The 26,953-nt window shown below is 66.2% G+C and carries 25 protein-coding genes; 10 read left to right on the forward strand and 15 right to left on the reverse strand.

Translation table 11 applies throughout. The annotated features are described in order from the left end of the window. From V5A20_RS14085 to V5A20_RS05015, 4 genes are all read right to left on the reverse strand, one after another. Positions 1–112 (reverse strand): 5'-nucleotidase domain-containing protein (locus V5A20_RS14085; RefSeq protein ID WP_442978427.1); only part of this gene is annotated, 112 nt, incomplete at its 3' end. 423 nt (positions 113–535) lie between these two features. After that, positions 536–1,285, reverse strand: a complete 750-nt coding sequence (locus V5A20_RS05005) for an SDR family oxidoreductase (protein WP_332315549.1) — start codon at positions 1,283–1,285, stop codon at positions 536–538. 133 nt (positions 1,286–1,418) lie between these two features. Beyond that, on the reverse strand, positions 1,419–2,168 hold the full coding sequence (locus V5A20_RS05010; protein WP_332315550.1) for a bacteriorhodopsin: 750 nt from the start codon (positions 2,166–2,168) through the stop codon (positions 1,419–1,421). A gap of 148 nt (positions 2,169–2,316) precedes the next feature. Beyond that, complete coding sequence (locus V5A20_RS05015) at positions 2,317–3,945, reverse strand: sodium:solute symporter family protein (RefSeq protein WP_332315551.1); 1,629 nt, start codon at positions 3,943–3,945, stop codon at positions 2,317–2,319. 459 nt (positions 3,946–4,404) lie between these two features. Here V5A20_RS05015 and V5A20_RS05020 point away from each other — a divergent pair, with 459 nt between their 5' ends. Next, entirely contained in the window at positions 4,405–5,091 is a 687-nt protein-coding gene (locus V5A20_RS05020; protein WP_332315552.1) for an SDR family oxidoreductase, read from the forward strand. An 87-nt stretch (positions 5,092–5,178) separates the two neighbouring features. Beyond that, positions 5,179–6,612 carry a Na+/H+ antiporter NhaC family protein gene (locus V5A20_RS05025; RefSeq protein ID WP_332315553.1) on the forward strand — a complete coding sequence of 478 codons (1,434 nt, stop codon included), beginning with the start codon at positions 5,179–5,181 and terminating at the stop codon, positions 6,610–6,612. Between the two features lie 13 nt (positions 6,613–6,625). On the opposite strand, the gene V5A20_RS05030 is transcribed toward V5A20_RS05025, so the two are convergent. The 7 genes from V5A20_RS05030 to V5A20_RS05060 all read right to left on the reverse strand — a co-directional run bounded on the left by V5A20_RS05030 (position 6,626) and on the right by V5A20_RS05060 (position 12,087). Continuing rightward, positions 6,626–7,318, reverse strand: a complete 693-nt coding sequence (locus V5A20_RS05030) for a peptide-methionine (S)-S-oxide reductase (protein WP_332326836.1) — start codon at positions 7,316–7,318, stop codon at positions 6,626–6,628. Positions 7,319–7,427: 109 nt separating this feature from the next. Beyond that, positions 7,428–8,093, reverse strand: coding sequence for a peptide-methionine (S)-S-oxide reductase (locus tag V5A20_RS05035; protein WP_332326837.1), 666 nt, complete (start codon positions 8,091–8,093; stop codon positions 7,428–7,430). A gap of 247 nt (positions 8,094–8,340) precedes the next feature. Next, a complete protein-coding gene (locus V5A20_RS05040) occupies positions 8,341–8,868 on the reverse strand; it encodes a carboxymuconolactone decarboxylase family protein (RefSeq protein ID WP_332315556.1) in 528 nt (175 codons plus the stop codon). A 164-nt stretch (positions 8,869–9,032) separates the two neighbouring features. After that, positions 9,033–9,617 carry a TetR/AcrR family transcriptional regulator gene (locus tag V5A20_RS05045; protein ID WP_332315557.1) on the reverse strand — a complete coding sequence of 195 codons (585 nt, stop codon included), beginning with the start codon at positions 9,615–9,617 and terminating at the stop codon, positions 9,033–9,035. Positions 9,618–9,721: 104 nt separating this feature from the next. Then, positions 9,722–10,273, reverse strand: coding sequence for a hypothetical protein (locus V5A20_RS05050; RefSeq protein WP_332315558.1), 552 nt, complete (start codon positions 10,271–10,273; stop codon positions 9,722–9,724). Between the two features lie 149 nt (positions 10,274–10,422). After that, complete coding sequence (locus V5A20_RS05055; protein WP_332326838.1) at positions 10,423–11,181, reverse strand: flavodoxin family protein; 759 nt, start codon at positions 11,179–11,181, stop codon at positions 10,423–10,425. 33 nt (positions 11,182–11,214) lie between these two features. Beyond that, entirely contained in the window at positions 11,215–12,087 is an 873-nt protein-coding gene (locus V5A20_RS05060; protein ID WP_332315560.1) for a class II glutamine amidotransferase, read from the reverse strand. A 273-nt stretch (positions 12,088–12,360) separates the two neighbouring features. Between V5A20_RS05060 and V5A20_RS05065 the strand changes: the two genes are divergently transcribed. The 3 genes from V5A20_RS05065 (at position 12,361) to V5A20_RS05075 (ending at position 14,763) form a co-directional block, all read left to right on the forward strand. Then, on the forward strand, positions 12,361–13,389 hold the full coding sequence (locus tag V5A20_RS05065) for a hypothetical protein (RefSeq protein ID WP_332326839.1): 1,029 nt from the start codon (positions 12,361–12,363) through the stop codon (positions 13,387–13,389). Positions 13,390–13,506: 117 nt separating this feature from the next. Then, on the forward strand, positions 13,507–13,950 hold the full coding sequence (locus V5A20_RS05070; RefSeq protein ID WP_332315562.1) for a cupredoxin domain-containing protein: 444 nt from the start codon (positions 13,507–13,509) through the stop codon (positions 13,948–13,950). A 96-nt stretch (positions 13,951–14,046) separates the two neighbouring features. Continuing rightward, positions 14,047–14,763, forward strand: a complete 717-nt coding sequence (locus tag V5A20_RS05075) for a TrkA C-terminal domain-containing protein (RefSeq protein ID WP_332315563.1) — start codon at positions 14,047–14,049, stop codon at positions 14,761–14,763. Between the two features lie 127 nt (positions 14,764–14,890). Here the strand turns inward: V5A20_RS05075 and V5A20_RS05080 are convergent, their stop codons facing one another. Together V5A20_RS05080 and lhgO are read right to left on the reverse strand one after the other, a co-directional pair. Further along, entirely contained in the window at positions 14,891–15,451 is a 561-nt protein-coding gene (locus tag V5A20_RS05080; RefSeq protein WP_332315564.1) for a peroxidase-related enzyme, read from the reverse strand. 124 nt (positions 15,452–15,575) lie between these two features. Next, positions 15,576–16,814 (reverse strand): L-2-hydroxyglutarate oxidase, encoded by a 1,239-nt coding sequence (gene lhgO, locus V5A20_RS05085; protein WP_332315565.1) that lies wholly within the window; start codon positions 16,812–16,814, stop codon positions 15,576–15,578. Between the two features lie 248 nt (positions 16,815–17,062). On the opposite strand from lhgO, the gene V5A20_RS05090 reads away from it, so the two are divergent. The 4 genes from V5A20_RS05090 (at position 17,063) to V5A20_RS05105 (ending at position 24,000) form a co-directional block, all read left to right on the forward strand. After that, on the forward strand, positions 17,063–18,199 hold the full coding sequence (locus V5A20_RS05090) for a glycoside hydrolase family 113 (protein WP_332326840.1): 1,137 nt from the start codon (positions 17,063–17,065) through the stop codon (positions 18,197–18,199). A gap of 108 nt (positions 18,200–18,307) precedes the next feature. Continuing rightward, a complete protein-coding gene (locus V5A20_RS05095) occupies positions 18,308–19,201 on the forward strand; it encodes a 1,4-dihydroxy-2-naphthoyl-CoA synthase (RefSeq protein WP_332326841.1) in 894 nt (297 codons plus the stop codon). Between the two features lie 174 nt (positions 19,202–19,375). Continuing rightward, positions 19,376–22,021: a S9 family peptidase gene (locus tag V5A20_RS05100; protein ID WP_332326842.1), complete on the forward strand. Its 2,646-nt coding sequence runs from the start codon at positions 19,376–19,378 to the stop codon at positions 22,019–22,021. A gap of 233 nt (positions 22,022–22,254) precedes the next feature. Continuing rightward, entirely contained in the window at positions 22,255–24,000 is a 1,746-nt protein-coding gene (locus V5A20_RS05105; protein WP_332326843.1) for a DEAD/DEAH box helicase, read from the forward strand. Between the two features lie 255 nt (positions 24,001–24,255). On the opposite strand, the gene V5A20_RS05110 is transcribed toward V5A20_RS05105, so the two are convergent. Both V5A20_RS05110 and V5A20_RS05115 read right to left on the reverse strand, forming a co-directional pair. Then, positions 24,256–24,579, reverse strand: a complete 324-nt coding sequence (locus tag V5A20_RS05110; protein ID WP_332326844.1) for a DUF971 domain-containing protein — start codon at positions 24,577–24,579, stop codon at positions 24,256–24,258. Positions 24,580–24,724: 145 nt separating this feature from the next. Then, positions 24,725–25,390 carry an RNA polymerase sigma factor gene (locus tag V5A20_RS05115; RefSeq protein ID WP_013062898.1) on the reverse strand — a complete coding sequence of 222 codons (666 nt, stop codon included), beginning with the start codon at positions 25,388–25,390 and terminating at the stop codon, positions 24,725–24,727. 390 nt (positions 25,391–25,780) lie between these two features. Here V5A20_RS05115 and V5A20_RS05120 point away from each other — a divergent pair, with 390 nt between their 5' ends. Further along, positions 25,781–26,821, forward strand: a complete 1,041-nt coding sequence (locus V5A20_RS05120; RefSeq protein ID WP_332326845.1) for an isoaspartyl peptidase/L-asparaginase family protein — start codon at positions 25,781–25,783, stop codon at positions 26,819–26,821. The last annotated feature ends 132 nt before the right edge of the window (positions 26,822–26,953 follow it).

Below are 26,953 nucleotides of genomic sequence, written 5' to 3' on the forward strand. Positions count from 1 at the left end.
GCATGTGGTAGTGGATGAGCGTGTAGTCCATGTCGTACCCGATGGCCTGGATGCCCCGCAGGTTGAGGGTTCGGTTGCAGAAGAGGCCCCGGGAGGAATCGGTGGCGTCCATGAAACGAAGCAATTCGGGAGGGGAGCGTGATGGAGAGGCCGAAGGGGCCTCTGGACCGTCCATGAACGCGGGGGGCTCCGGATTGCTTCATTGCGAAATGGTCGGGCACACGGGTAACGCTCCTTGATTGTGGCCCGCGGTTTTCGTCCGCATTGTACTGCCGCGCTGCTCAGGGCCGTCGGGTGGGGCTGGCCCCGGGGTGCGAGCGTACGCCGGGTGGGGCCTCGTCCGGCTTCTCTTGGCCGTCGTTCCCGCGAACGTGCACATGGCGCGCCACCCAGCCGACGTCGAGCGCATTCCGGCGTGGGCGCTCCATCTGCGCCTGCCGCTCCAGTTCGTCCTCATCGGCTGGATCTACTGGGCCCTCGGACTACAACTCGGGTGTGACAGGCCGGCGTCCACGGTTCAGAGTGCCCCCGTCCCCTATCCCTGCTGGTCGGTCGGCATCACGAGGAGCTCCTCCACATCCACATGGTCGGGGGCCGTGAGGGCGTAGTGGATCGTGTCCGCGATGTCCGCGGACTCCATCATGGTCATCTCCTCGTGGCCGCCCTCCAGCATCTCGAGAACGTTCTCGTCGGTAATGGTGTGGGTCAGCTCCGTGTCGACGGCGCCCGGCTCGATGCTGGTGACCCGGATGTTGTGGGACGGGGCCAGCTCGTTGCGCATGCGCTCCGACAGGGCCCGGACGAAGAACTTGGTCCCCGAGTACACGGCACTTCCGGGGAAGGTGCGGCGGCCGGCGACCGACGAGATATTGACGATGTGCCCGCGTTCCTGCTCCATCATGGCCGGCAGCACGGCGCCCACGGCGTGGAGCACCCCCTTCACGTTCACGTCCACCATCTGCTCCCACTCGTCCTCGTGGAGGTTCTCCATGAGGGAGAGGGGCATGATGCCGGCGTTGTTGACCAGGATGTCGATGCTCCCGAACGCGTCGAGGGTGGCGTCGGCGAGGGCTTGCACCTGGTCCCGGTCGGTGACGTCGGTGGGGCAGACGACCGCCGTGCCCCCGTCGGCCTCGATGTCGTTGCGGAGCGATTCGAGGCGTTCCGCGCGGCGGGCGGCGAGGGCCACGGACACGCCGTCCTGGGCAAGCCGATGCGCGGTGGCCTCGCCGATGCCGCTGGAGGCGCCCGTGACGATGGCGGAGGTGCCAGTAAGATCGGTCATGGAGAGAGTCGGAACGAATTGTGATTGGAAACGCGTCGGGCCTGTCCAACAAAGAAAAACAGGGACAGGCGTATCGGGGTTGGGCGGGTGTGGAGCCGGGGCCCCGGTTGCCCGGGGCTCCGTGTGGGCTGCGCTACGCAGCCGACGGCGAGGTCGAGACGACCGCGTCCGGCTCGTCGCTGACGTACAGCACCAGAATAATGGTAAAGGCGTACTTGGCGAAGATGTCGAGTCCGCTGTAGGCCCACGAGGTCGCGCCGACCTCGAGAAGGGCAAGGCCCTCATTCCCAAGGGCCCAGACGACCGGATACCCGATCCACAGGACGATGGTCATCCACTGCAGGGTGGAAAAGATGTCGGCGGTCCCCGCCTCTTTGGCCTCGGCGGGCCACTCGACGAGCAGGTAGTACAGAACCCCGACGAAAAACGCGGTGCTGAGGGCGTACCAGAGCCAACGCATGGCGTGGCTGCTCGTGGTGAGTGCGGCGGCCAGGCCCGTTAGGCACATGAACACATCGAGGACGATGGCCGAGAAGATCTTATCGGTGGTGCTGCGGGCCAGCAGGCCCAGCGCCAGCAGAATAAACGGCGTCGAGAAGGCCCAAGTCAGGTACCGTCCCCATAGGGAGAGGACCTCTTGGCCGGCGAGGGGATGGCCCTCGGGCATAACTAGAGGGTCGATGGTGAGGCCCGAGGCCAGTCCCATGTAGCTGGAGATGGACACCACCGAGATCATCAGGGTCGACATCGTGATCAGCTTCGCCCTGGAGTCGCGGATGCTCCGCGACATAACCGCGATCACGAGGATGGTGACCCCGGCAAGTGCAATGTTGACATAGATGGAAGAGGCGAGAGCAGCATTATCCAGAACTGCTTCAAACATTCAGGGAGGTGTCTATTGGGGAGATTGCCGACGAAGAGACGCGTGTGGGCCAGGAGGCACTGACGGTGACCCAACGGGGGCCGTGGGGGACGGTTCTGCCGAGGCGCAGGGGCGCTCGGGAGCCGAATGCCTCCTCGCCGCCGAGCGCCTACGCAAAGGGCGCCGCCGCAGCCTCTTCCCGGTCCTCTTTTTCCTCCTGCTTCATCTGCTGGTTCAGCTCGTACATCTCGCGACGGCCCGAGTAGTACGCCCCGTCGTAGCGGGCCAGCACGCGGTCGCTCGGGGCCTTCCCGAACGCAATGCCCACGAAGATGCCCACGATCGACAGGGCCAGACCGATGACGCCGTAGGCCAGGCCCGAGTTGGTGAGCCACGTGGGCAGCCAGCCGATCATTTCGTACTTGCCGAGGAAGAAGAACAGGAACGTGCCGACTGTCCCAAAGATGATGGCGAGGTAGGCCGAGAGCGTCGTCGGCTTCCTGGAAAACACGCTGAACGTGGCCACTGCCGTCGTCGCCGAGATGAGCGCACTCGACAGGAAGTACATGTCGAACAGGCCCGGGAACTCGAACGCCCACAGGAGCGCGAGGCCGATGAACCCGGCCGTCACCGCCCGGCCCACGTTTAGGCGAACCGTGCCGCTCACGTCGTACCGCTCGAAGATGAGCGGCTCCAGCACGTCCTTCGTGAGGTTCATGGCACACACGTTCACGTAGGTGTCGACCGACGAGAGCGCCATCCCCATCAAGAAAACGATGAGGGCGCCGGCAATGATCGGGTTGCTGAACAGCTCCGTGATCATCGAGGAGAAGATGAAGTAGCCGAAGTTGCCAACCTCGCTTGGAATTTCGCCGCCGACCGGGGGAAAGACAACCAGGGCGGAGATCGCGATGAGGGTGGGCATGAGGATGACGATCAGAACATTGAACGTCACGTTCCACCACATGCCCTTGTAGGCCTCTGCCTCGCTGGAGGTGGCCATCACGCGCTGCCACGCTCCCTGTAGGGTGATAAAGCCCGGCGTGTAGATGAGGACCGCGGCGAACATGTACGAGTACCCCGGCGAGTCCCAGTCCCAGAAGTGGTCGGCGTAGATGGGCGGCGTCTCGTTGATCTGCGAGACGATCTGTCCGAACCCGCCCGAGATGGACGCGGCCTCCAGGAGGCCGAACACCGAGACGGCCACCAGCATGATGGCCGCACAGACGAACTGAATCAGGTCCGTGCGCAGGACGGAGCGGAAGCCGCCGAGCGTCACGTAAATCCCGAAGGTAATGCTCACGATAATGGCCATCGTCACGATGCCGACCTCCAGCGGCTTCGAGAGGACGGCACTCAGCACGTAGATCTCGGCCGCCAGCCACGTCAGGTACGCGAAGCTCTGCACCGGCCCCAGCAGCGTCTGCGTCATGCGGTCGAACCGGAAGCGCAGGATTTCGGGAATCGAGACGCCCGGAAACCGCCGGAACAGCTTGGGGACGAACAGGAGCCCGATGGTGCAGAGGATCCAGGGGATCGTGAAGATCCAAATGGCCCCGAGGCCGTAGGCGTACCAGAGGTACATCTGCCAAGTCATCCACCCCAGCAGAAGCCACCCGGCCGCCAGGGAGGCGGCGGTCCACCAGCCCGGCACGGTGCCCTCGCCGATCCAGAAGTCGAAGGCCCGCTCGCCCCGGTCGTCCACCGTGCGCAGACCAATGAACTGGTAGACGCCGATGGCAACCATGCCTGCCAGAAATGCACCCGCAAAGATCCAGTAGATCGCCAGTTCGCTCATCCGTCGGAAAAGTGGTGTGTTCAGAAAGGATCCGTGTTGTAGGAGGGGCGCCCACAGCTCCGCACGCGTCGGTAGGGAGGCGCTGCGGCTTCCACAATCTGCGAGACCGAAACCAAACGTAGAGGTTCTTTCGATGAGTAGCCACTGCTTTGTCCGACGTGCTCTCTATATCGCGGATTATTACGGACCTTCATACAGGTGTGAATATGAGGTGACAGATTGGGGGCACAGGTTTGCGCCGCCTCTCGTCGCAGCAGCGTCCCTCGTCCATCGTGTCTCGACTGAACATCAATGCCCCCAACAGCCTCTCGAGGGGCAAATCGCACCTGGGCCCTCGAGCCGCCCGTCTCCCCGGTCGGCCGTTCGCCAGCGACTGCGGCCGCGCCGCTCGTTGACCCGAACCGTCCCAGTCGGTACGTTAAGACGCACGTTGCTTTACGGACCCACGCTTCGATCGCCATGCCCACCGTAGCCATCACCGGGGCCGCCGGCACCATCGGCTCCGTCACCGCCGAGGTCTTCGACGACGCCGGCTGGGACCTTGCCCTCATCGACGTCGGTGATGAGAACCGCGCCACGCTGGAGGCCTCCTTTCCCGGTGCGCAGGTCTTCGATACCGACCTGACCGACGAGGACGCCACGATGGAGACCTTCGCGGCCCTCTGGGAAGAAGCCGAGACGCTCGATGCCGTGCTCGCCATCGCCGGCGGGTTTGCGATGCAGCAGGCCGTCGAGTCGACCGCGGACGACTACGCGCACATGATGGACCTCAATTTCCGGACGCTCTTCCACACGGCCCGCGCCGCGGTGCCCTTCCTCACGCGGGCGGAGCACAGCTTTCTGCTCGGCGTGTCCGCGCCGGCGGCGCTGGAGGGGCAGGCCGAGGCCGGCCTCTACGGGGCGTCGAAGGCCGCCGTGGCGTCCTACGTCAAGTCCCTGGGGCTGGAGGAGCAGAATGCGGGCCTGCGGACGACGGTCCTCTACCCAATGGGCGTGGTCGACACGCCGGACAATCGCGAGGCAATGCCGGACGCGGATCCTTCGGGCTGGGTCACCCCTCGGGAGTTGGCCGATCACATGCTCCACGCTGCCACCCGTAGCCCGCGGGGGCACGTGCCGGAGCTAAAGGTGCACGCAATGTCGTGATGGATCCTGTGACGGTCGCTCCCATGTGTGGCCCCTCCGGCGCCGTCGGCCTCGTCGGCGGGACGTTTCCAGGGACATAGTGATTGGATGGACTGGATGGTTCTGCTGCCGCCCGTCGTGGCGATTGGGCTCGCGATGTGGACCCGGCAGATCTACTTGTCGCTCTTTGCTGGCCTCTGGCTGGGCACCACCATCCTCGCCGGCGGCAATCCGGTCCTCGGCCTCCGCGGGCTGGCCGACCAGGTCGTGACGGTTTTTACGACCGAAAGCAACGCCCGCATTCTCACATTCTGTCTGCTGGTGGGCGGGCTCGTGGCGCTCGTGCAGGTGTCCGGCGGGGTGCAGGGCTTCATCAACTGGGCGCGGGCCCGCGGGTGGGGCGAGAGCCGGCGCGGGGCCGAACTGCTGGCCTGGGGGATCGGGGTGGTGATCTTCGTCGAGTCGAACATCTCGTCCCTCACCGTCGGGGCCGTGAGCCGCCCGCTGTTCGACCGCCTCAACCTGCCCCGCGAGAAGCTTGCCTACTACTGCGACGCCACCTGCGCGCCGGTCTGCATGTCGATTCCGCTCAACGGGTGGGGCGCCTTCGTGCTGGGCCTGCTCGGAACGCAAGAGCTGTCGCAGAACGCCGTGGCCGTGCTGGCCGAGGCGGTGCTCTTCAACTTTTTTGCCCTGTTCGCGATCGGCTTCTCGCTCCTACTGGCGCTGACGGGGTGGGGCTTCGGGGCCATGCGACGGGCCGAAGAGCGAGCCGGAGCGACGGGGCAGGTCCTGCGCCCCGACGCCCAGCCGATGATTGAGGAGGACGTGGCCCGCATCGAGCCGCCCGACCACGTGACGCCACAGGCGCGCAACCTGCTGCTTCCCGTTGCCGTCATGGTCGCCATGATCTTCGTGGGGCTGTATGTCACCGGCGGCGGCAACCTGATGCAGGGGAGTGGCTCGACGGCCGTGCTGTGGGCCGTCGGGACGGCCCTGGGGGCGGCGCTGCTGCTCTACGCGATCCCGCGTCCGCTCCGAGACGGGCGGCCTACCCTCACGCTGGGCACGTCGATGGACTGGGTCGTGAAGGGTGCGTCCGGCCTCGTGCCCGTCACACTGCTGCTGGTGCTCGCGTTTGCGATCGGGCAGGTCTCCCAGGCGCTCGAGATGGGCGAGTATGTGGTGCAAATTGTGGGGGAGCAGGGCCCGGCCTGGTGGATGCCGGTGCTCATCTTCGGGGTCACGGGCTTCGTCGCGTTCACGCTCGGGTCGTCGTGGACGGCCTTCGCCATTCTCATTCCCGTGGTGATGCCGCTGGCCGTCGAGGTGGCGCTGCCGTCGTCGCTCATGCTGGGCGCCGTGCTGTCGGGCGGCATCTTTGGGGACCACACCTCGCCCCTCTCCGACACGTCCATCATCTCGTCGATGGCGGCGGCGTCCGACCACGTGGACCATGTCAACACGCAGATGCCCTACGCGCTGGTGCAGGCCGGACTGGCCGCCGTCGCGTTCGTCGTGGCGGGCCTGCTCGCCGGATGACCGGGGGAGCCGTTCAGGCCCGAGACCGATTGTCCGCAATCGCCCGGAGGGCCTCGGTCGCCCCCGCAGGCAGGCCGAGGCGAGGCGCGTCGTCGTCGAGCCGCGCCGGGGCGCGGTGGCCCCCGACGTAGCCGTTCGCGAGGGCCGCGGCGGGGGAGTCGGCCAGGGCCTGCGCCTCCGAATACACGGCCCGCAACGGGTCGAAGACCGCGGCGTGACGGCGGAGCGTGTGTTTCTGGTGGTACGGCTCGGCGCGGGTGAAGGCAGTGTCCTCGATGATCTCGGTGCGGAGGGCGCCGTTGTGCCCGGCGGCGACGTCGGCCCTCGACGCACGGGCCTGCTCGAGCTGCTCGGGCGTGGCGGGAAAGAGCGCCGACTGGTACTGCCGCTTCAGCGGCGCCCGTGCGGGATTGTGGGCGCCCCAGAAAAGGTCCAGCAGATCGGCGTACGAAATCTGATCCGGATCGTACGCCACGCGGACGGTCTCGATGTGGTCGCCGATGTCCTCGTAGGTGGGGTTGGGCGTCCCCCCGCCGGCGTATCCCACCGTGGTGCGCACCACACCCGCCTGAGCCCCAAAGAGGGCATCCGGGCCCCAGAAGCACCCCAGCGCGAAGGCGGCGTGGGCGAGGTCGGTCGGGGCCTGGCGGTCCATCGGGGGGACGTCCATCGAGGCGTCGGCGGTGGATGCATTAGGGGATGACATGGAGCGAAAAAGAAGGATGGAAAAAAGGATGGACGGAACGATGCGAGAAGAATCGTGGTGGCCCGGGCCGTGGCCCCGACGTTTCGCGTGGAGCCAGAGTGCTTGTTTGTCAGGCGGCCCGCTCCGCTTGCATGAACGCGCTCCAGCGGCCGTGTCGTCGCGCCGCTGTGCGCAGGGTCGCGATGGCGTCGTCGGGAAGCCCGAGGCGGCCCTGGTCGTCCGCGAGGCGATCCGGACTGCGGTGGCCGCTAACGTACCCGGTGGCGAGCGTGGCCGCGGGTGACCGTGCAAACGCCTGTTCGCCCGGAAGCCGGGCCCGGAGGGCGGCCGTCACGTCCTCGTAGCGGCGGAGCGTATGCTTCTGGTGCCGGAGCGCGGCGGCCGAAAACCCGCCGCCGATCTCGACGCGGCCGGCCCGCTCGTCCCGCCGAATGGCGTCGGCCCGTGAGGCCTGCGCCTGATCCGCCTGCTCTGCGGTTTGGGGGACGAGCAGGGGCTGGTACCGGCGCTTGGCGGGGGTCAGGCCAGGGTCAAACAGGGACCAGAACCGGTCCAGGAGCGTTGCGTAGCGGAGCCGTGCCGGGGCATACTCGACCCGTACCGCCTCGGCATGATCCCCAATTGTGGCGTACGTGGGGGTGGAGGCCTGCCCCCCGGCAAAGCCGACTGTGGTGCGGACCACACCGTCCAGCGCGCCGAAGGCCCCTTCCACGTCCCAGAAGCACCCGAGGGCCACGACGGTTGTCTCGGTGGGGGCAGGAGCCGTCCGATCCATTGGGGGCGGTTTCACGGAAGCGTTGGGCGGGCTTGGCGTCGTAGGCGGCAATGTGCTCGTCGAACGCAGGGGCGGCGACATTGATGCGGCAGAACGTCTGGGGGGATTGTCCGAGGCGGGACATCCCCCACCCCAATAAAAAACGCCGACCTTCCCCGAAGGGAAAGGCCGGCGCACTCGGCCGGCGGCGATCCATCACCGCCGTCTTGGTGGGGGCGTCAATCGGTCTTCAGCGCGGAGCCTCAGGTTAGCCCTGGAACGGTTCGTCGACTTCCGTATCAGCAATGTGATTTACGTAGTTGCTGATCGTCTTGATGCCGGCGAGCGCAACGATCTCGTAGAGTTCCGGGCGCTCCAGGCCAAGATCGGCGAACTCCGCCTCGTCGACGTCGGAGAGCCAGCCGCGCTTGCCGAGGATGCGGCGCGTGGCCCGCACGAGGCTCTTCAGTCGATCGTCGGACGGGAGGCCGCCCTCGTTGATCGTCGCGGTGGTCTCGGCGTCCAGCCCGGCCTGCTGCCCGGCGACGGCGTGCGCCTTGGTGCAGTAGTGGCAGTCGTTGTAGCTGGAGACGGCGAGAATGACGGCCTGCTGCTCGGCCGGAGAGAGCACGCCGCCCTCCTCCACGAGGCCCTGTGACGTCAGGTAGGCGTCCGCGACGGCGGGGTTTTCGCCTGCGATTTCCGTGATGAGGTTCGGCACGAAGCCGAGCGCCTGCTCGGCCTTTTCGTGGACCTGCTGCTCGTGGTCGGTCTGTTCGACGGTGGTCGTAGCCATAAATGGATTGAGATTGGGTTCGTGAATACAGCGTTCGAGAGCAACACCCTCCATCAAAGAGAACGGTCAGAGGGCGTCTTTTCTTACTTACCAATAAGTAAGTACAAGGAGGTGCCCCACAGGTTTGCCGTGGCGTATGCTTTGTGGAAGAAGGCCCCGAGCCGTTACGAGGCAACAGTATCGATGAAGCGGCGGAGCAGGGTGCGGTAGGCATCAGGGCCCCGGTGTCGGGTCGTGAGCATCGCCCCCTCGATGGTGGCGAGGAGCAGCTCAGCGACCTCGCGGGGCGCGTCGTGACCTGCCAGTTCCGCGTCGTCGGCATCGGCGATGATTTCCGCAAGCCAATCCTCCTGGTCGGCAAAGAAGCCGCGCACCTCTCGGCGGACCGGCGCAGGAAGGGTTTCGTCGTCGGCCGCGAGCACGCCGCACAAGCAGAGTCCGCCGCTTTCCAGAATGCCGACGTACCCCTCCACGTACCGCTCCAGCTGCCCCCGAAGCGTTTCTTCCTCCTCCTGAATGGCGGCCCGCGCGTCGGCATTTGCCTGCCGGTAGCGTGCCACGAGGGCCTTCCCGAGGTCGGCTTTGGAGGAAAAGTGGTAATGGACCGCTGCCGTCGTCAGGTCGAGAGCATCGGCGAGGTCCCCGTAACTGACGGCGTTGTAGCCACGCCGCTGAATCTGCGCTTGGGCCGCGTCGAGGATGCGCGTGGCCGTGGAGGCGCGGTCTGTCTCTGTGGCGTGGGGGTCCATGCGACGAAGACAATTACCTACTGATTAGTAAGCCCTGCCAGGATGTCCGGTCCGTGAAGGGGGCCGTCGGCATGGGAAAGGCGAGAGGTCGGCGAAAAGATCCGCTACGACTTCCGATACAGGGCGTAGAGGAGTCCGAGCGGGACGGCGTAGATCAGATGCCCAATCAATCCGAGCAGGGTGGCAGGAAAGCCTACGTTGGGGAACGGCGGTGCGCCTCCGAAGCCCGCGGCCTGTAGCCAGAGGGGCATTACGAGAACCGGGAATGCGACTGTCGTCAGGACGCCCCAGAGGAGGCCGTGCACGAGGCCTCCGTTGAGGGTCCGCGGCTCGATCCAGTCGGCCACTGCCGGGGCCTCCACGTACGCGACGTACCCGAGGCCTAGCATGACGCCGTGAAACTGATGAAAGGCCCACCCGGCCAGCGGCGCCGGGGCCTGAGGGGTTGCTTCGATTCCGTACAGGTTGGGAATGACGACCTCCAACATTGGCGGGGGCATGATGAATGCCATGAAGAGGCCGAAGGCGACGCTTCCCACGAAGCCGCCGAAGGCCCCGCGGACCCAATCCCACGGCCCCACCCGGCGTCGGAGCGGCTGTCCCGCGGTGCGCTGTGCCGTCGTTGGTTGCGTTGCTGATTGCGTTGTTGATTGCATCGTATCAGGGGTGTGTTGTGATGCCGAGTTGAGTGAACCTCAATGCGCACCAATTCCGGGTGCGATCGGCAGAGAACGTTACACACCTGTTGTGCAAGACCCCGAGAGGAAAGGCGGAGGGAGGCACGATGGAGACGAGTCTCGTGCCGCTATCGGTGTTCGGGATTCGGGTGGTCGAAGCGGCAGCCGGCCTCCCACTCGGAGCGCTGGTTGCCGTGGGCGGGCACGCCATCGGCCGCGTGGAGCTGGCGGGCGGTGTGCATCAGGTTCCACGTCATGAACGTGGTGTTGCGCTGCGTAAAGTCGTTGTCGAAGCCCACGCGGGAGCCGTCCTCGCGCTCGTCGCCGTAGCTGGGGCCGGGCCCCGCCTCTCCGATCCAACCGGCGTCGGCCTGCGGCGGGATCGTGTAGCCGAGGTGCTGCAGGGCGTAGAGGATGCCCATCGCGCAGTGCTTGATGCCGTCCTCGTTGCCGGTGATGAGGCAGCCCGCGGCGCGGCCGTAGTAGGCGTACTGCCCGTCGTCATTCAGGTCGCCGCTGTTGCCGTAGAGCCGTTCGATTACGCGCTGGCAGACGGACGACTTTTCGCCGAGCCAGATGGGGGAGCCGAGGACAAGGATGTTGGCGTCGAGGACCTTCTGGTAGAGGGCCGGCCAGTCGTCGGCGTCGGCGCCGTGCTCGGTCATGTCGCCGTAGACGCCGGGCGCGAGGTCGAGGTCGGCGGGGCGGATGACCTCGACGCCCACGTCATTCTCCTCCATGATGGCGGCGGACGTGTCGATGAGGGTCCGCGTGTGGGAGTCGTGGGGCGACGGTTTCAGGGTGCAGTTCAGGAAAAGGGCACTGAGGTCAGAAAAGTCGGTGTCGGACGCGTCGCAGAGGGCCTGCTGCTTGTCGGTTAGAGACATGCGTTGGAAGGGTGAAGGTTGAGAGATTGACGGCTAGGTGCTGAGGGGGGCACGGTGGAGTATGGCATGGTCTGAGGTCGAAAAGACGGTGCCATTCGGGACCTCAGTCCAGTCCTCATCGGTGATGCGCTCGGAGGCGAGGACGGTGGCGCGGTAGTCGGCGCCGTCGGGCGGGGCGGCGTGGTCCTCACCGCAGAGGGGACAGGCACGAACGCGGGACCGGTCGAGCATCCAGAGGGTGCGGTTGAGGCGAGAGCCGGCCAGCGTGCTCCCGTCGGTCCACAGCAGATTCAGGGCGAGAATGCCCTCCAGCTCGTTGTGCGAGAGGGACTGGGTGTCGGCGTCGGTGGGGTGCGGCTCCGCGTCGGGGGCTTCGGCCGCCACCCACGACTGGATGTGCTGGAGGGCCTCTCGGGTCACCTCGTGCAGCGGCGCGTTTGGGGCCTCGTCCCGCAATTGCAGCAGGAGGGCCAGAACGTGCTCGCTGTCGGTGGTGCCTCGGATGTAGCGCGCCCGCTCGTCGGAGAGCGCGTTGAGCAGGCGGGGGCGCACGGCGTCGAAGGCGGGGATGTGGCCGTTGTGGATGAGGAGCGCCGGGCCGTGCCGGAACGGATGCGTGTTGGCGTGCGACGGGTCGCCCACCGTGGCCCGCCGGACGTGTGCCAGAACCGTCGTTCCCTCCGTCTGGAGGGCCTCTCCGCGATACGATTCACTCTCGGAGGCGGGTTCCACCTGTCGGAAGCACGAGGTGGTGCCATCGGTGACCTGTCCCATGCCCCAGCCGTGCGGGTTCGAGAGGCCGCGAGCGTCCTCACGGCTCTGTTGGATCATCGCGTTCTGGGCATCGAGAAGCTCGCAGGCAGAGCGGGTCGGGTGGGTGGCCTGAAGGCCGTAGAGGCGACACATAGGCAGGGAGTGGGTACAATTCGGTGGAGGCGCCCGCCCCACCCACGTTGCGTCCGGGCACAGGGACCGACGTTACGTCGGGACGCCAGTGCTCCTGGCGATGGAACTGGGGGAGGGAGGGGCCAACGGCAGAGGTGTAACAGTCCCGTTGCAAAGAGACACAAAGGCGCAGCGATCAGGCAAAGCGTGAGACCCCTTTTCGGTCGTCATCTCATCCGCCACGTCGCTCTGATCGCGACACGCTTAACGTACTCACAAATCGCCCCAAAATCCATGATTGCCACTCCATTGTCTGCACGCTCCCCCTCATTGTCTTCGCCCCCTCACACGACCGGCATTGCACGACCCTGGGCCGTCGGGCTGGCTCTGCTCGCCAGTGCACTGCTTCTGGTTGGGCTCGCCGACACGGCGCAGGCCCAGGACAAGAACATGAAGAAGATGCTCATGCAGCTTCAGGAGATGAACCAGGCCGACGGATATCTGGAGGCCCACCGGAATGTCGAGAACCCTCCTGAACTGCTGGGCGGTCCCATCTCGTTCGCGGTCGAGCAGAGCAGCGGGGGGGTGTTTGTTGGCCTGCCGGATCAGCGCCAGCTCGACAGTGACGTCTTCGGAACCCCCGAGATGCCCCTCGCCTTCACCGGCACGCCGGGCGTCACGGGCGTGCCCGTGCCCTTCCGCGAGGTCGAAAATGGCCAGTTTACGCAGCTTGACCGGAATACGCCGTTTGGCAACAAGAGCACGGCCATGCCGAACGGAAGCATGATGCTCAAGGCCACCGACGTGACCGCCACCGACGCCGCTACGACGGAAGACCAGGTCAAATTCAAGGCCTCGTGGGAGGACCCACAGGGCAACACGTACGCGGTACGCTGCTGTGAAATGCTTTCCAGCGCGGGTCCCGAGTTTCCGACGTTCGGCGGCGTGGTGACCAACCATCTCCTCCACGGCTTTAGCGGCGTCGGGACGCCCCTGATGCCCACCGAATACACGTACGCGGCCTTCTGGGGCATGGGCGCGGTGCTGAAGAACGGCGAGGTCGTCGACCGGCCCCGCATCGTGCACGGCATGCTCACCGAGTACGTGCGAAAGGAGGGATACGAGCTCGCGTCAGACAGTGAAGTGACCCCCACGCGCAAGCACTTCCACCTCATGGTGGCGCCGTTCATGCCCGTGCAGGGGGAGCACAAGTTCGAGCACGACAATGTGAGCACCGGCTTCGAACTGCCCAACGGCAAAGAGCTCCCGTTCTGGCACGTGATGTTCGAGAACCTCAACATCGAGAGCCAGCGCGGCGAGTAACGATCGCGGGCGCAGCGAAACGAGGACTGCACGCTTGGCCTCGGGCCGGGGCATCGAATGGGCCCTGGGCCCTGGTCCTTGGCGAAACTCCCTTCACTGATCCCTCCTGGAACTACTATGTCGCTGTTTTCGCTCTGGCCTACACGCATCGGTCGCCTTGTCCCCGGATTCTTTGGAAGCGCCGGACTGCTCGTGCTCTGGGGGGGACTGCTTGCCGCACCGGCCGCCGCCCAAACGAGTGGGGAGCCGGCCGCCACCATCGGCATGACGAACACCCTGTCCTTTACCGAAGACACGGTCCGCGTGGAGGTCGGGGAAACCGTGCGCTGGAAGAACGACTCCGTCATTGTCCACACGGTCACGGCCGATGAGGAGGAAGCGACCATGGACAAAAGCGTTCGGTTGCCGGACGGGGCCGACCCCTTTCACTCGGGCACTCTGGAGGCGGGAGAGACGTTCGAGTATACGTTTGAAACCCCGGGCCGGTACCGCTACTTCTGCGTGCCTCACGAAGCCGCCATGCGGGCGACCGTGATTGTGGAGCCGGCCGGTGGGAAGTAAAAACGCGTTCGTACCGCTCGGCCGCCGTAACGCTTGGCCCCTGCGCAAAACAAAAGTTCCCCAAGCCACTCCCCTGGGCTGAGGTCCTCCGCTGCCGTGGCCGCGCTCCTCATCCTACTATCCGTCGTCGCCGTCTCGATCCTCGTGACGCGGATTGCCACGCGGGCGTTCATGCTCACGGGCCTCTCCAAAGAAACCGCTCGGTTCCAGGCCCGCTCCATCATCACGGGCACCGGTTTTACGACCGACGAGGCCGAGCACGTCGTGAACCACCCCGTGCGCCGCCGCATCACGCTGACGCTGATGCTCGTAGGAAATGCGGGCCTCGTCACGGCCGTCTCCACGTTCGTCCTGTCATTTACGAGCACCGGCACCCCTGCCGAAGCGCTCCAGCGAGGGCTCGTATTGGCCGCAGGGCTCGGGGTGCTGGCCTACCTCGCCCTGAGCAGGCGGGTGGACCACTCCCTGTCGGTCTTGATCGAGTGGATGCTCGATCGGGTGGTCGGCTTTCAGGTGCGGGACATGCACACGATCCTGAACCTGGGCGGCGGGTACATGGTGACGCGGATGGAGGTGGATCCCGAGTCCTGGCTCGCCGGCGAGACGCTCCGCGCCGTCAATCTGCCGGTAGAGGGGCTCATTGTGCTGGCCATCGAGCGCCCGGACGGCACGACAGACTACGCGCCGGGGGCCGACGACTGCATTCCGGCCAACGGCTCGGTGATCGTGTATGGCCCCGAGGATCAAATTACGCAGCTCTGCGACCAGCTCCGGTGCGAGTTTGACCCAGAAGAGGCGATGGGGACGGCGTAGGGCGTTGAACGTTGGAACGTGGGGGCGGCACCGCCCTCGATGATGAGTGAGGCATCCACGCCTGGAATTGCTCCGACGCCGGAGCATAGTGGGCCCCGGTCGGCAGCTTGCGGTCCATCGCCAACGTTCAGTAGTTGTAGCCGGTGGCTTCGTCCTCGGTCGCCTCCACGCCGAGGCCGTTCGTGATGCGGTTCACGAAGTTGAAGTACGAGGTCACGAGCACGATGTCGAGCACGGCGCGGTCGGACCACCCGGCGTCGCGCAGGGTGTGCACGTCGTCCTCCGTCATCGCGCCCGGATGGGTGGTCAGCTTGGCGGCCACGTCGCACGCGGTGCGGAGTTGATCGTCGAGGTCGTCGAGGGCGGTGTAGTCGTCGGCCAGTTGTTGCGTGCGGGCTTCGTCGCGCCAGTAGGCCTGGAGCGCCTCGGCGTGGTGCCGCACGCAGTAGTCGCACTCGTTGGCGGCGGAGACGACAACGGCGATCGCCTCGCGGTCGGCCCGGCTCAGGGGCGAGGAGCCGAACAACACGGCGTCGTAGAGGTCAAGGTGCTCCTTCAGCGCCGCGGGGTTCTGGCTGTGTACCGTCAGGACGTTGGAGACCTTGCCCCGCTTTTCGGAAATCGTGTCGTAGAGGTCTTTCAGGTCGCCGGTGGCGTCCTCCGGCTCAATAACGTCGATCCAGGCCATGTCTTTTCTGGGACGAAAAGGGGAGAAAGGAACATGTGGGCACGGATCCGTCCCGGTGCGGTCCGTACAGTTACAGGTCGTGCGTCGCCGTGCGGTGTAGGCACGACCGGTTGCCGTGGGCGGGTCAGTTCTCGTCCGGGAGGGCGGCCGAGACCTGCAGATCCGATAGCCGATCCGAGAGGTGGTTTTCCACGATTAGGGCCCCGATGTTGAGCGCCGAGGTGGCGGCGGGGGAGGCCGCGTTGATCACGTTTACGACCCGGTCGGTCTCGCGGATGAGGAAGTCGTCGACGAGGGTGCCGTCCCGCCGGAGGGCTTGGGCCCGTACGCCGGCCCACGGGGCGGTGAAGTCGTCCAGCTGCACCTCGGGAATGAGGGTCCGAGCGGCCCGCAGGTAGACCCGCTTGCTCACCGACTGCAGCAGCTCGCGGAGGCCCTTCCGCCAGTGCCGGGCGGACAGCTTCTGGAAGCCCGGGTACGTGAGAATCTCCAGGAGCTCTCCCCAGTCGATGTTCGTGAGGCCGTACCCCTCGCGGGCAAACGCCAGGACGGCGGTCGGCCCGCACTCCACGCGCCCGTCGACCGTCGGGGTAAAGTGGACGCCCAGGAAGGGGAAGGCGGGGTCGGGCACCGGATAGACGAGGCGCTGGCAGAGGGACCGCCGCTCCGGCACGAGCTCGTAGTACTCGCCGCGAAACGGCACGATCTTCGTGTTCAGGTCCTGTCCGCTCATCTCGGCGACGCGGTCGGCGTAGAGGCCGGCGCAGTTGACGGCATGCCGGGCCTGCACGGGGCCGGTCGTGGTGTCGACCGTCACGTGGTTCGGGGTTGTGTGCAGGTCGCGCACGGCGGCCCCGGTCCGGATCGGGTGCCCGCGATCCGTCACGCGGGCGGCCAGGGCCTCGGCCACGGCCTCGTAGTCCACGATCCCGGCCGCCGGCACGTGGAGCCCCGCCACCCCCTGGACGTGGGGCTCCATCTCGTGCAGGCGCTCCGGGCCGATGCGCGTGCAGTCCACCTGGTTCTGGCGGCCCTTGGCCTCAATCCGCTCCAGCTCGGGCACCTCGCGCTCGTCGGTGGCCACGATGACCTTGCCGCACATCTCGTAGTCGACGCCCTCCCGCTCGCAGAAGTCAATGAGGGCGCGCTTGCCCGTTCGACAGTTCTCCGCCTTCAGGGAGCCGGGCTCGTAGAAGATGCCCGAGTGGATGACGCCGGAGTTGTGGCTCGTCTGATGGGCCGCCACGCGATCTTCCTTCTCCAGGACGGTGATGGAAGCATCGGGGCACTGCTCGGTGAGCCGGTAGGCCGTGGCGAGGCCCACAATTCCGCCCCCGATAATTGCAACGTCATAGGTCGGCATAGGACAACGGGCAATGCAGGAAGAAGACCGTGAGCAGCATCCTCAGAAAGCCTCGAGGACGTGCGTTCCAAGGTACAAAGACAAAGCGAACTGAAAAGTGCGTGGCGCCCCGGGAAGATTGACTGAAGACCTGCCGGAAGGAGGTGCCGTGCATGTGATGCCGAATAGGCGTATCTGATGCCGAACAGGCAACACCCGAGCCCGCGGAGAGTTTAGGCGGCACGTTTTCGAACCAGCGTCCTCGTCCCATGCGCCGCCCTCTCCGCTGCTTGTGCCTCGCGACCGGGCTTGCCCTGAGCGTGCTTCTGGTTGCGGGCGCCGGGTGTGGGAGCACGGAAGGGGCGTCGCCGGCGGCCGCCGACACGCTCCCGGACGCGACGCCCATTTTCGACGTGCGCTCCGTAACGCTGGATGCCCGAAACCGCCCCGACTCCAGTCTGCTCGTGCGGCTCCGCGACCTCGGGGTCACACACCTGACCCTGGTCGCGTTCGGGTGGCAGAAGGCGCCCGACGTCCCGGCCGTCCGGGCCGACACGGGGGACGGCTGGTACAGCGAGTCGCACCGGGGCATCCGCACCCTCGCCCGCCAGGCCGACACGCTGGGCATGGACGTCATCCTAAAGCCGCACCTCTGGGTGGGCGGGTACGACGAGGCGCAGGACCGCAGCGACATCGGCTTCGAGACCGCGGCGGACTGGGCGGCGTGGGAGGCCGACTACCGCCGCTTCCTGATGCTCTACGCCCGCCTCGCCGCGGAGGTGGAGGCCGACGCGCTCGTGCTGGGCACTGAGCTCACCCGGTCCGCCACCGAGCGGCCCGACTTCTGGCGCGGCCTGGCCGACTCGGCGCGTTCTGTCTACGACGGCAAGTTGACCTACGCGGCCAACTGGCACGAGGCGTACGAGCGAATCCAGTTCTGGGACGCGCTCGACTACGTCGGCGTACAGGCCTACTTCCCGTTGACGGACGCTGAGAACCCCTCGCTTGACACCCTTCGAGAGAGTTGGCGGCCGCACCAGGACGCCCTGGTCGAGGTTCATGAGCGCACCGGACGTCCCATTCTCTTCACCGAGGTCGGCTACCGGAGCGCGTCCGGCGCGGCGGAGGCCCCGTGGACCTGGCCGGAGCGCGACGACGGAGCGAGGCCCGACCCTGCGCTTCAGGCCCGCTGCTACCAGGCCTTCCTGTCCACGGTGGGCCGTGCCTCCTGGCTGAAGGGCGGCGTCATCTGGAAATGGCACCCGCCGGCCGAGATCGAAGGCCCGACGGCCTTCACGCCCCAGGGCAAGCCCGCCGAGCAGGTCCTGCGGCGCTGGTTCACAGGAGCAGCTGCGGATTCGGGCCGCCTCGCCTCGCCAGGGGGCTCGTCCCGCACGACACGGTGAGCTTTTCGGGGCTCGCGTCCCGACTCGTGTCCCTGCCGACGAGCCGACGACTGGTCGGGGCCCCACAGCCTACACGATCGATTCCCCACGCCACAGTTCGAACGCACGATGGTCTCCACGCTCTTCAATCCGGACGCCTGGACGCCCGTCGACGGGGTTGACTTCGACGACGTGACCTACCACCGATCGGTCGACCACGGGACGGTCCGCATCGCCTTCGACCGGCCCGAGGTGCTGAATGCCTTCCGCCCGCCGACGGTGGACGAGCTCTACCAGGCCCTCGACCACGCCCGTCAGAGCGCGGACGTGGGCTGCGTGCTCCTCACCGGCAACGGCCCCTCCGAGAAGCACGGCAAGTGGGCCTTCTCGTCGGGCGGCGACCAGCGCATTCGCGGCACAGACGGGTACCAGTACGAGGACGACGAGGGGGCGCCCGACGCGACGCGGCCGGGACGCCTCCACATCCTGGAGGTGCAGCGCCTCATCCGCTTCATGCCCAAGGTGGTGGTCGCCGTGGTGCCGGGGTGGGCCGTGGGCGGCGGCCACAGCCTGCACGTGATCTGCGACCTGACCCTCGCCAGCGCTGAGCACGCCACGTTCAAGCAGACCGATCCCGACGTGGCCAGCTTCGACGGCGGCTTCGGGTCGGCGCTGCTGGCGCGGCAGGTGGGGCAGAAAAAAGCGCGCGAAATCTTCTTCCTCGGCAAGAATTACTCCGCGGAGGAGGCGGTGGAGATGGGGATGGCGAACGAGGCGGTGCCGCACGAGGAGCTCGAAGACACGGCGCTCGACTGGGCCGAGACCATCAACGGCAAGAGCCCCACGGCCATCCGCATGCTCAAGTACGCGTTCAACGCGGTGGACGACGGGATGGTGGGGCAGCAGGTGTTTGCGGGGGAGGCGACGCGCCTGGCCTACATGACCGACGAGGCGCAGGAGGGGCGCGACGCGTTCCTCGAAGGCCGCGACCCGGACTGGAGCGACGTGCCGTGGCACTATTGAGGGCGGGACTGTGCACGCCACGGCACAGAGGTTCAATCGAGAGCGCGGAGGTGCATCTGCTGGAGATTGCGCGACAGGGGTTGTGCTATGCGGGGCCTGTGGTTTAGCTTGTATGACTGCATTTCGTCCACGTCTTCTCTCTGCCGCCTCTCTTCTCGCATCCGTTGTCGATCAATGAGTACATTTTCTTTTTGCCGTCCAACACATTCGTCGGGCGGCACCGCTCCACGCGCGCTCTTCTCCGTCCATCTGATTCTGGTCCTGGCGGTCGTCGCGCTGTTCGGGCCCGCGGCCCCAGTTCTCGCACAGACCGCCTCCGACGAAGAGGCCCGGGTCGGCGGGCCGGGCGCGGCCAACTACGAACTTGCCGAGCGCTTCGCGCCGTACAAGATTGAGGAGAAGGCCTACGACCTGACCGTCGAGCCGCGGTGGATCGAGGGCACCGAGGGGTTCTGGTACGACTTCGAGACCGCCGAGGGCACGCGGTACTGGATCGTCAACCCCGAAGAGAGCACCCAGCGCGAGCTGTTCGACCGCGAACGCCTGGCCGCCGAGCTCACGCGCATCACGCAGGACCCGTGGGACGCCCGGCACCTCCCCATCGAGAACATCCGGTTCGTCGACGAGAATACCCTCCAGTTTGACGTGACCTCCTCCCAGGACGTGGAGGCCGAGGAGAGTGAGGTCGAGGAGGAGCAACAGAAGCAGGATGTGGAGGATGCCGGGGACGAGGAGGAGACCGAGCAGAAGGTGTTCCACTTCGAGTACGACGTCACGACCCAGACGCTCCGTGAACTCGAGGACTACGAGGAGCCGGACGACCATCCCGACTGGGCCAGCGTCTCCCCCGACGGCGAGACCGTCGTCTTCGCCCGCAACTACGACCTCTGGGCGATGGACGGGGAGGCGTACGAAAAGGTGCTCGACGCCCGGCGAGGCGAGGACGGCGAAGACGCGGAGGAGGCGGTTCAGGAACTCGACCTCGACGAGACGCGCCTTACCGAGGATGGGGAGAAGTACTACAGCTACGCGGCCAACAACGACGGGCGCGGCACGACCGACCAGGAGAAACGGGAGGAGCGGGGCGAGCGCAAGGCCGTCGACATCTCTTGGGCGAAGGACTCCCGGCGCTTCGCCCTCGTGCGGGAGGACCTGCGCGACGTGGAGGAGCTGTGGGTCGTCCACGCGACCGGCAACGAGCGCCCCGAACTGGAGACCTACAAGTACCCGATGCCCGGCGAAGACAGCGTGGGGCACGGTGAGATCTGGATCTACGACCTGCAGGCGGAGGAAAAGGCGCTGGTCTCGGACACGACCTGGACCGACCCGTCGCTCTCTATCATCGACGATCGGCAGTTTCGCTATCCAGGGTCCGAGGAGCCGCGCCGCCGCGTCTGGCTGTCTGATGGGTCCGACCGACTCTGGTACGAGCGGCACAGTCGCGACCGGACGGAGGCCGACCTCGTGGTGGCCGACGCCGAGACGGGCGAGGTCGAGCGAACGGTCGTGGAGGAGCGGTTCAACAAATACTTCCACACACAGCGCCCGGAGCTGCTGTCGAACGGCGATGTGCTCTGGCTCTCTGAGCGGGACGGCTGGTCGCACCTCTACCGCTACGGCCCAGACGGGACGGTGAAGGCGCAGCTCACCGAGGGCGACTGGCACGTCGACGCGGTGGAAGCGGTCGACGAAGAGGAGGACGTTGCCTACGTCACTGGCAACGGCCGAGAAGCGGGGGAGGACCCCTACTACGACCACCTCTACCGAGTCCAACTCGACGGATCGGGCGTCGAGCTGCTGAACCCCGGCGACGCAGACCACAGCGCGGCGATGAACGAGTCCGCCCGGTTCTTCGTGGACAACCACAGCCGGGTCAACACGACGCCCCAGTCGGTGCTTCGCAACGCCGAGGGCGAGGTTGTGACGAAGTTGCAGACCGCCGACCTGAGTGCTCTGACGGACGACGGGTGGCAGATGCCGGAGCCCTTCCGGGTGAAGGCCGCCGATGGGGTAACGGATCTCTACGGCGTCATGTATAAGCCCTTCGACTTTGATCCGGACAAGGAATACCCGGTCGTGACGTACGTCTATCCGGGGCCGCAGACGGAGGCGGTGCCGAAGTCCTTTGCCCCGAGCGGAGACGAGGTGGGCCTTGCCCAGCTGGGCGTCATCGTGGTGGTGGCGGGGCATCGGGGCGGGCACCCGGACCGTTCGCGCTGGTACCACACCTACGGCTACGGCGACCTGCGCGACTACCCGCTCGCGGACAAAAAGGCCCTGATCGAACAGCTCGCGACCCGACACGACCACATCGACGGCGACCGGGTCGGCATCTACGGACACTCCGGCGGTGGCTTCCTCACAACGACGGCCCTGCTGCAGTACCCGGACGTGTTCGATGTGGGCGTGGCCTCCTCCGGAAACCACGAAAACGATGTCTACCACCGCTGGTGGTCCGAGACCCACCACGGCGTCGAGCGCACCGTCGACGACTCTGGGGAGGTGGCCTGGGAGTACGACATCGGCAAAAACTCGGCGCTGGCCGGGACCCTGGACGGAGACCTTCTGCTCACGACGGGCACGATCGACAACAACGTCCACCCGGCGAATACCTACCGAATGGCGAAGGCCTTAATTGAGGCGAACAAACGGTTCGACTTCTTCGTCTTTCCGGGCCAGCGCCACGGGTACGGCGGCATGGACGACTACTGGTTCTGGCTTCGGGCCGAGTACTTTGCCGAGCATCTGTTGGGCGACGGGCGCGACGCCCCGAATGTCACTCCCCTTCAGCAAGAAACGCCGGCCAGTGATCGGCCTTAGCCTCCCGCCACGGACGATCCGGAAAGGGTCCCTCCGCAGGTTGAGGCCACCGGGCCAATCGCGGTCCCGCCGGCGTGGCCAGGGGCTGTGTAGGCAAGGTGGGATCTGTGTGTAATCCCGGCGTGCCCACTTTCGCCTTCCGCCCGTGGCCTGTACGTTGGGGTCTGATGTTTCGGCCGGAGTCGTCGCTCCGGCCCCCTGCTCCGCAGTATCCGTTGTCCCGCAGTATCTCTATGTCTGTTCCCACCGTTGACGCCGCCGACCTTCCCGGCCTTGACCCGGCCGACGACTTCTCGTTCCGCGAGGGCCAGCTCGCTTTTCTCGCCAAGCTGGCCAAGGCGTACCAGGAGGGCCGCACCGACCACCTCGGCGTTTTCGTCCCCGGCTACGGCAAGACGCTCACCGCCCTCGCCTCCTTCGCCGTGGCGCGGGCCATGGGCGTGAGCGACAAGCTGGTCGTGTTCGTGCCGCGCAGCAACCTGCAGGAGCAGTACGCCGACGCCGACGAGATGGCGCGCATGCTGCGCTGGATCGGCGCCCCGCGCCTGCCGTTTTGCGTGGCGGACGCGGACCGCGTGTTCGTCAAGAACCCGGAGATCCCCATCGTCGTCGCCACCTACCAGTACGCCTGCGGCCAGTCGGGCAACCGCGACCTGCAGCGCTACTGCAACCAGGGATCGCCCCTCTTTGTGCTCGACGAGATTCACCACCTGCCGGAGGAAGGTACGTGGTCGCAGGCCGTGGGGCACCTGCCGTACGACTCGCTCATCGGCCTCTCCGGCACGCCCCTTCGCAGCGACGGCCAGCCCCTCTTCGGCGTGCCGCACGACGTGGTGACGGGCGACGACGGGCAGGAGCGCCTCCACTACCGTGCCCTCCACGAGGTGAGCCTGCGCGACGCCCACGCCGAGGGCCAGATTCTGAAGCGCATCGAGGCGCACGTCATCGACTACACCATTACGATGGTGGAAGAAGACACCGGCGAGGAGGTGGAGGTGTCGCTCGGCGAACTCAAGAGTGAGGTGGGCCGCGACACCGCCCATCTCGACCGCTACTTCGCCCGCCGCAGTCTCCGCTTCCACGACGTCTACCTCGACACCCTGCTGGGGCCAGCCGTAGGGCGCCTGCAAGAGAAACGCGCCGGACAGATGGGCTCTGCTGGGCGGCGCAACCACCAGATGCTCGTCACCTGCATGAGCAACCGCCACGCCGCCGATGTGCTCGACTTCATGGAGCGGCGCTACGGCTGGCTCAGTGCCACCCGCATTGGGCAGGACGTACCGCGCGAGGAGCGAGAGGAGCGCCTGGAGGCCTACCGCAACGGCGAGGTGGACGTGATGGTGCAGGTGGACATGATTGGCGAAGGCACCGACATCAAGACGATCAGCGTCATCGCCAAGCTCGACCTCGTGAGTGCCCGCTCCAAGACGCTGCAGCAGATCTTCCGGGGCATGCGCTACTACGACGCGTGGGGGGAGGAGGCCAACGTGTGCGACGTGTTCACGTCCGGCGACCTGGGCCTGTCCGGGACGCTCGCCTGGATGACGCGGGAGGTGCAAGAGGGCCTCCGCCGCCGGACGGAAGAGGGCCCCTCGCCCGAAAAGACCGAACCGACCGACGATCGCTCCGAGTGGGCGCTCACGGGCGTCAACGACGGTGAGATCGAGACCCACCGGCTGGAACTCGAAGACAACGGGCGGGGCTCCGATCTTCAGGTACAGCGCCAGCCCTTCGAGGAGCCGGACTCTGATTCCCTCGACCTTTCGGCGCAGGAGGAGGAGCTCCGCCAGGAGTGCTCGGCCCTGGCGACACAGGTGGCCCATGCCCTCGAAAACCGGGGGATGGACGTCCACATCCGGGATGTACACGCGAAGGCGAAGGAGCGATTTCGCAAGGCGCAGTCCGACATGAGCCTGCAGCTGCTGGAGCGCAAAAAGAAGTGGCTCCAGCGATGCCTTCGGAGCAAGCGGTTGGTGTAGGCGCTGGTCTTGACAACGACGGTGGGAGTGCCCGATCTTAACAGATGCAGGCATCCATTGCCCTTGGATCCCCCTGTCGTCCTGTGTCGCAGGATGTCGCCAGCTCTCCATTCGTCCTCCTCCCCCCATGAATCGCCGCGTGACTCGTCAGATCCTGATTGCCCTCGGGGTCTTCGCCGGCATTATTCTCCTGTTCGTCGCCATCGCCCGGATTACCGGGTAGAGGGGCGGGCGGTCTGGGAGAGACGTTTCCTTTCACGTGCCGCGCGGTTGCAGGCGCCAGAGCCGATCCCAGCGGAAGATGCCGGCATTGTGCCCGTCGTCCCACGTGATCCGGATGCCGACGCTTCCGGCGGGGTCGATGTCCAGATCCGTCCACTGCGGGTCGGCGTCGGACGGCTCCGCGTCGGGATCGGGCGGATCGATCCGGTCAATCCCATCGCCCTGGCACTCGGCGCATGGACAGGCGGTCCGAAGGCGAGAGAGGGGAAACACCGATGTGTGTCCGTTCGCCCAGTCCACCGTGAGGGTTTGGGCATTTGTGTCGACCTGGAGCCGGCGCGGCTCGGGGGCGTCCATGGGACGAAGGGGTGAGCACAAGAGGGCACAAGAGGAAGGACAGGACCCCTCAACAAAAACGCCGGACCCCTGCAGGGATCCGGCGCAGTGTCGCCCAGTGTGGGCTGTAACTCAGTCTCGAGGGCCGTCGGGGCCAAGACGGCCACTACTCCTCTTCCTGAAACGGGTATACGTCTTGGAGCAGGGCCTGCAGCTTCGTCCGCCCGCGGTTGATGCGACTCTTGACGGTGCCCATGGGGAGGCCCGTGATCTCCGCAATCTCGTCGTACGCCAGCTGCTGGATGTCGCGCAACACCACGACCTCGCGGAAGGCCGGCGGAATCTCGTTCATGGCCTCCTGGATGTAATGGTCCTGGATGGTGCTCTCCGCGTGCTTGTCCGGCGAGAACGACTCGTCCGGGATCTCCATCTCGTACTCCTCATTGTCGCGGTTGACGGACTGAATCGACTGCATGCGCCGCCGCTTCCGCTTCCGGTATTCGGAGCGGGCCAGGTTCCCGGCGATGGTGTAGAGCCAGGTCGAAAACTTGGCAATGCGCCGGTAGGAGTGCCGATTCCGGTGGACGCGCAGGAACGTCTCCTGCAGCAAATCCTCGCACCGCTTCTTGTCGCCCAGGAAGCGGTAGAGGTACTGCATCAAGCGGTCGGAGTACCGTTCCACGAGGATGTTGAAGGCCTCCACAGTGCCAGCCTGAAACTGGGACATGAGGTCCTCGTCGCTCATCTCCTGCAAGGCCTCATGCTGGTTGAAGGCATTCTTGTCCTTCGAGGCGGTTTTTTTGGTGACGACTTCTGCCTTATCCTTCGCCATGTATGTGGGGGATCGTTCTGTGTGCGGGAATGCCGAGCGTCGGGAAAACGGCGTTCTTAATGATGCAATGTGGCAAGAATTCCGTTAAGTCGCAAGCGGAAAATGCCACAAATAAGGAATGTGGCCGCATGTTCCCAAACGAAGGGTGATGGAACATTATTGCAGGGCAAAATGCGGTCCAGGGAGGGGTTTTTTGGAAAGTAGCCCCTAAGATCGCATGAAGGAAATGCAATTTCCGTCATAACGGCAGGCGGGACGTCGAAAAGAAGGGCCGGGCCCGACGATTCGTCGGGGTCTGGATAGAACCCGGGTGGCGATTCTCCGTTCTGTTTCGCTATTTGAGAGGGCTTCCTGCACATCATTTTACACACGCGGCCTTTCTCTACGACCATGTGCGATCTTCCCATTCCCGTGCGAGTTCACAGTGCTCTTGTCGTTGCCGCGGTGCTCTTGGGTTGGGCCTGTCTGGTGCCTGTTACGGTGCAGGGCCAGGACGGCCCGTCCGCCGAGACGGCGCTCGTCATCCACGGCGGGGCCGGCTCTCTGAGTGCCGACGAGATGAGCGACGACCGGGAAGAGGCGTACCGCACGGCCCTCCGCGCGGCGTTGCGGGAGGGCAATGCGGTGCTCCAGGACGGGGGCAGTGCGCTCGACGCCGTCCAGGCCGCCATTACCACCATGGAGACCGACACGCTCTTTAACGCCGCCCGCGGTGCGGTGCTCACGAGCGAGGGGACGGTGGAGCTCGACGCCGCCATCATGGACGGGGCGACCCGCAACGCCGGGGCGCTCACGGGCGTGAAGACCGTTCGGCATCCGATTCGACTGGCCCGGTCCATCATGGAGGACTCCTACCACGTGATGTTTGCGCAGGACGGCGCGGAGGCGTTTGCGAAGCAGCAAGGGCTTGAGCTCGTGGAGAACGACTACTTCATCACGGAGGCGCGCCGGTCCGGGCAGGGCCAGGCGCCCGCCGATCCGCCCGAGGCACCGGGGCCGGACGAGAAGTACGGCACGGTGGGCGCCGTGGCGCTCGATGCGGGGGGCAACCTGGCGGCGGGGACGTCTACGGGGGGCATCTCGGATAAGGAGTTCGGGCGCGTGGGCGACTCCCCCATCATCGGGGCCGGGACGTACGCCCACAATGCATCGTGTGCGGTGTCGGCCACGGGGCAGGGCGAGTTCTTTATTCGCGGCGTGGCGGCCCACAGTGTGGCGTCGCGCATGCGGTTCGGGGGGCTTCCGGTCGGGACGGCCGCCCAGCGCACGATCGACGAGATTGAGGAGCTCGGCGGCGTGGGCGGCGTCATTGCGCTCGACCGCGAGGGCAACATCGCCACGCCCTTCAGCACCGGCGGCATGTTCCGGGCGTATGTCGATCCGGACGGCAGCACGACAGTCCGCATCTTCGACACGGGAGCTGCCAAGTAGCACGTCTCGATGGGATCGGCTACGTTCCCCCATTGCCGCCGCCCCCCGGCGGGCCACTTCCGCCGGGCGGGTTGTCGGGCGGGCCTCTATCGGGCGGCTTGCCGTTTCCAGGCGGGTCGCCGGGCGGGCCGT

Origin of the sequence: Salinibacter sp., from assembly GCF_036626415.1 — a bacterium.
Lineage (GTDB): Bacteria > Bacteroidota > Rhodothermia > Rhodothermales > Salinibacteraceae > Salinibacter.

Coding starts and splice junctions, on each gene's coding strand:
- V5A20_RS05070 (WP_332315562.1), top strand. CDS start 13,507: ATGTCGCTGTTTTCGCTCTGGCCTACACGCATCGGTCGCCTTGTCCCC.
- V5A20_RS05060 (WP_332315560.1), bottom strand. CDS start 12,087: ATGTGTCGCCTCTACGGCCTTCAGGCCACCCACCCGACCCGCTCTGCC.
- V5A20_RS05050 (WP_332315558.1), bottom strand. CDS start 10,273: ATGCAATCAACAACGCAATCAGCAACGCAACCAACGACGGCACAGCGC.
- V5A20_RS05005 (WP_332315549.1), bottom strand. CDS start 1,285: ATGACCGATCTTACTGGCACCTCCGCCATCGTCACGGGCGCCTCCAGC.
- V5A20_RS05025 (WP_332315553.1), top strand. CDS start 5,179: ATGGACTGGATGGTTCTGCTGCCGCCCGTCGTGGCGATTGGGCTCGCG.
- V5A20_RS05015 (WP_332315551.1), bottom strand. CDS start 3,945: ATGAGCGAACTGGCGATCTACTGGATCTTTGCGGGTGCATTTCTGGCA.
- V5A20_RS05095 (WP_332326841.1), top strand. CDS start 18,308: ATGGTCTCCACGCTCTTCAATCCGGACGCCTGGACGCCCGTCGACGGG.
- V5A20_RS05120 (WP_332326845.1), top strand. CDS start 25,781: ATGTGCGATCTTCCCATTCCCGTGCGAGTTCACAGTGCTCTTGTCGTT.
- V5A20_RS05105 (WP_332326843.1), top strand. CDS start 22,255: ATGTCTGTTCCCACCGTTGACGCCGCCGACCTTCCCGGCCTTGACCCG.
- V5A20_RS05110 (WP_332326844.1), bottom strand. CDS start 24,579: ATGGACGCCCCCGAGCCGCGCCGGCTCCAGGTCGACACAAATGCCCAA.
- V5A20_RS05055 (WP_332326838.1), bottom strand. CDS start 11,181: ATGTCTCTAACCGACAAGCAGCAGGCCCTCTGCGACGCGTCCGACACC.
- V5A20_RS05030 (WP_332326836.1), bottom strand. CDS start 7,318: ATGTCATCCCCTAATGCATCCACCGCCGACGCCTCGATGGACGTCCCC.
- V5A20_RS05100 (WP_332326842.1), top strand. CDS start 19,376: ATGAGTACATTTTCTTTTTGCCGTCCAACACATTCGTCGGGCGGCACC.
- V5A20_RS05020 (WP_332315552.1), top strand. CDS start 4,405: ATGCCCACCGTAGCCATCACCGGGGCCGCCGGCACCATCGGCTCCGTC.
- V5A20_RS05090 (WP_332326840.1), top strand. CDS start 17,063: ATGCGCCGCCCTCTCCGCTGCTTGTGCCTCGCGACCGGGCTTGCCCTG.
- V5A20_RS05035 (WP_332326837.1), bottom strand. CDS start 8,093: ATGGATCGGACGGCTCCTGCCCCCACCGAGACAACCGTCGTGGCCCTC.
- lhgO (WP_332315565.1), bottom strand. CDS start 16,814: ATGCCGACCTATGACGTTGCAATTATCGGGGGCGGAATTGTGGGCCTC.
- V5A20_RS05115 (WP_013062898.1), bottom strand. CDS start 25,390: ATGGCGAAGGATAAGGCAGAAGTCGTCACCAAAAAAACCGCCTCGAAG.
- V5A20_RS05080 (WP_332315564.1), bottom strand. CDS start 15,451: ATGGCCTGGATCGACGTTATTGAGCCGGAGGACGCCACCGGCGACCTG.
- V5A20_RS05040 (WP_332315556.1), bottom strand. CDS start 8,868: ATGGCTACGACCACCGTCGAACAGACCGACCACGAGCAGCAGGTCCAC.
- V5A20_RS05065 (WP_332326839.1), top strand. CDS start 12,361: ATGATTGCCACTCCATTGTCTGCACGCTCCCCCTCATTGTCTTCGCCC.
- V5A20_RS05045 (WP_332315557.1), bottom strand. CDS start 9,617: ATGGACCCCCACGCCACAGAGACAGACCGCGCCTCCACGGCCACGCGC.
- V5A20_RS05010 (WP_332315550.1), bottom strand. CDS start 2,168: ATGTTTGAAGCAGTTCTGGATAATGCTGCTCTCGCCTCTTCCATCTAT.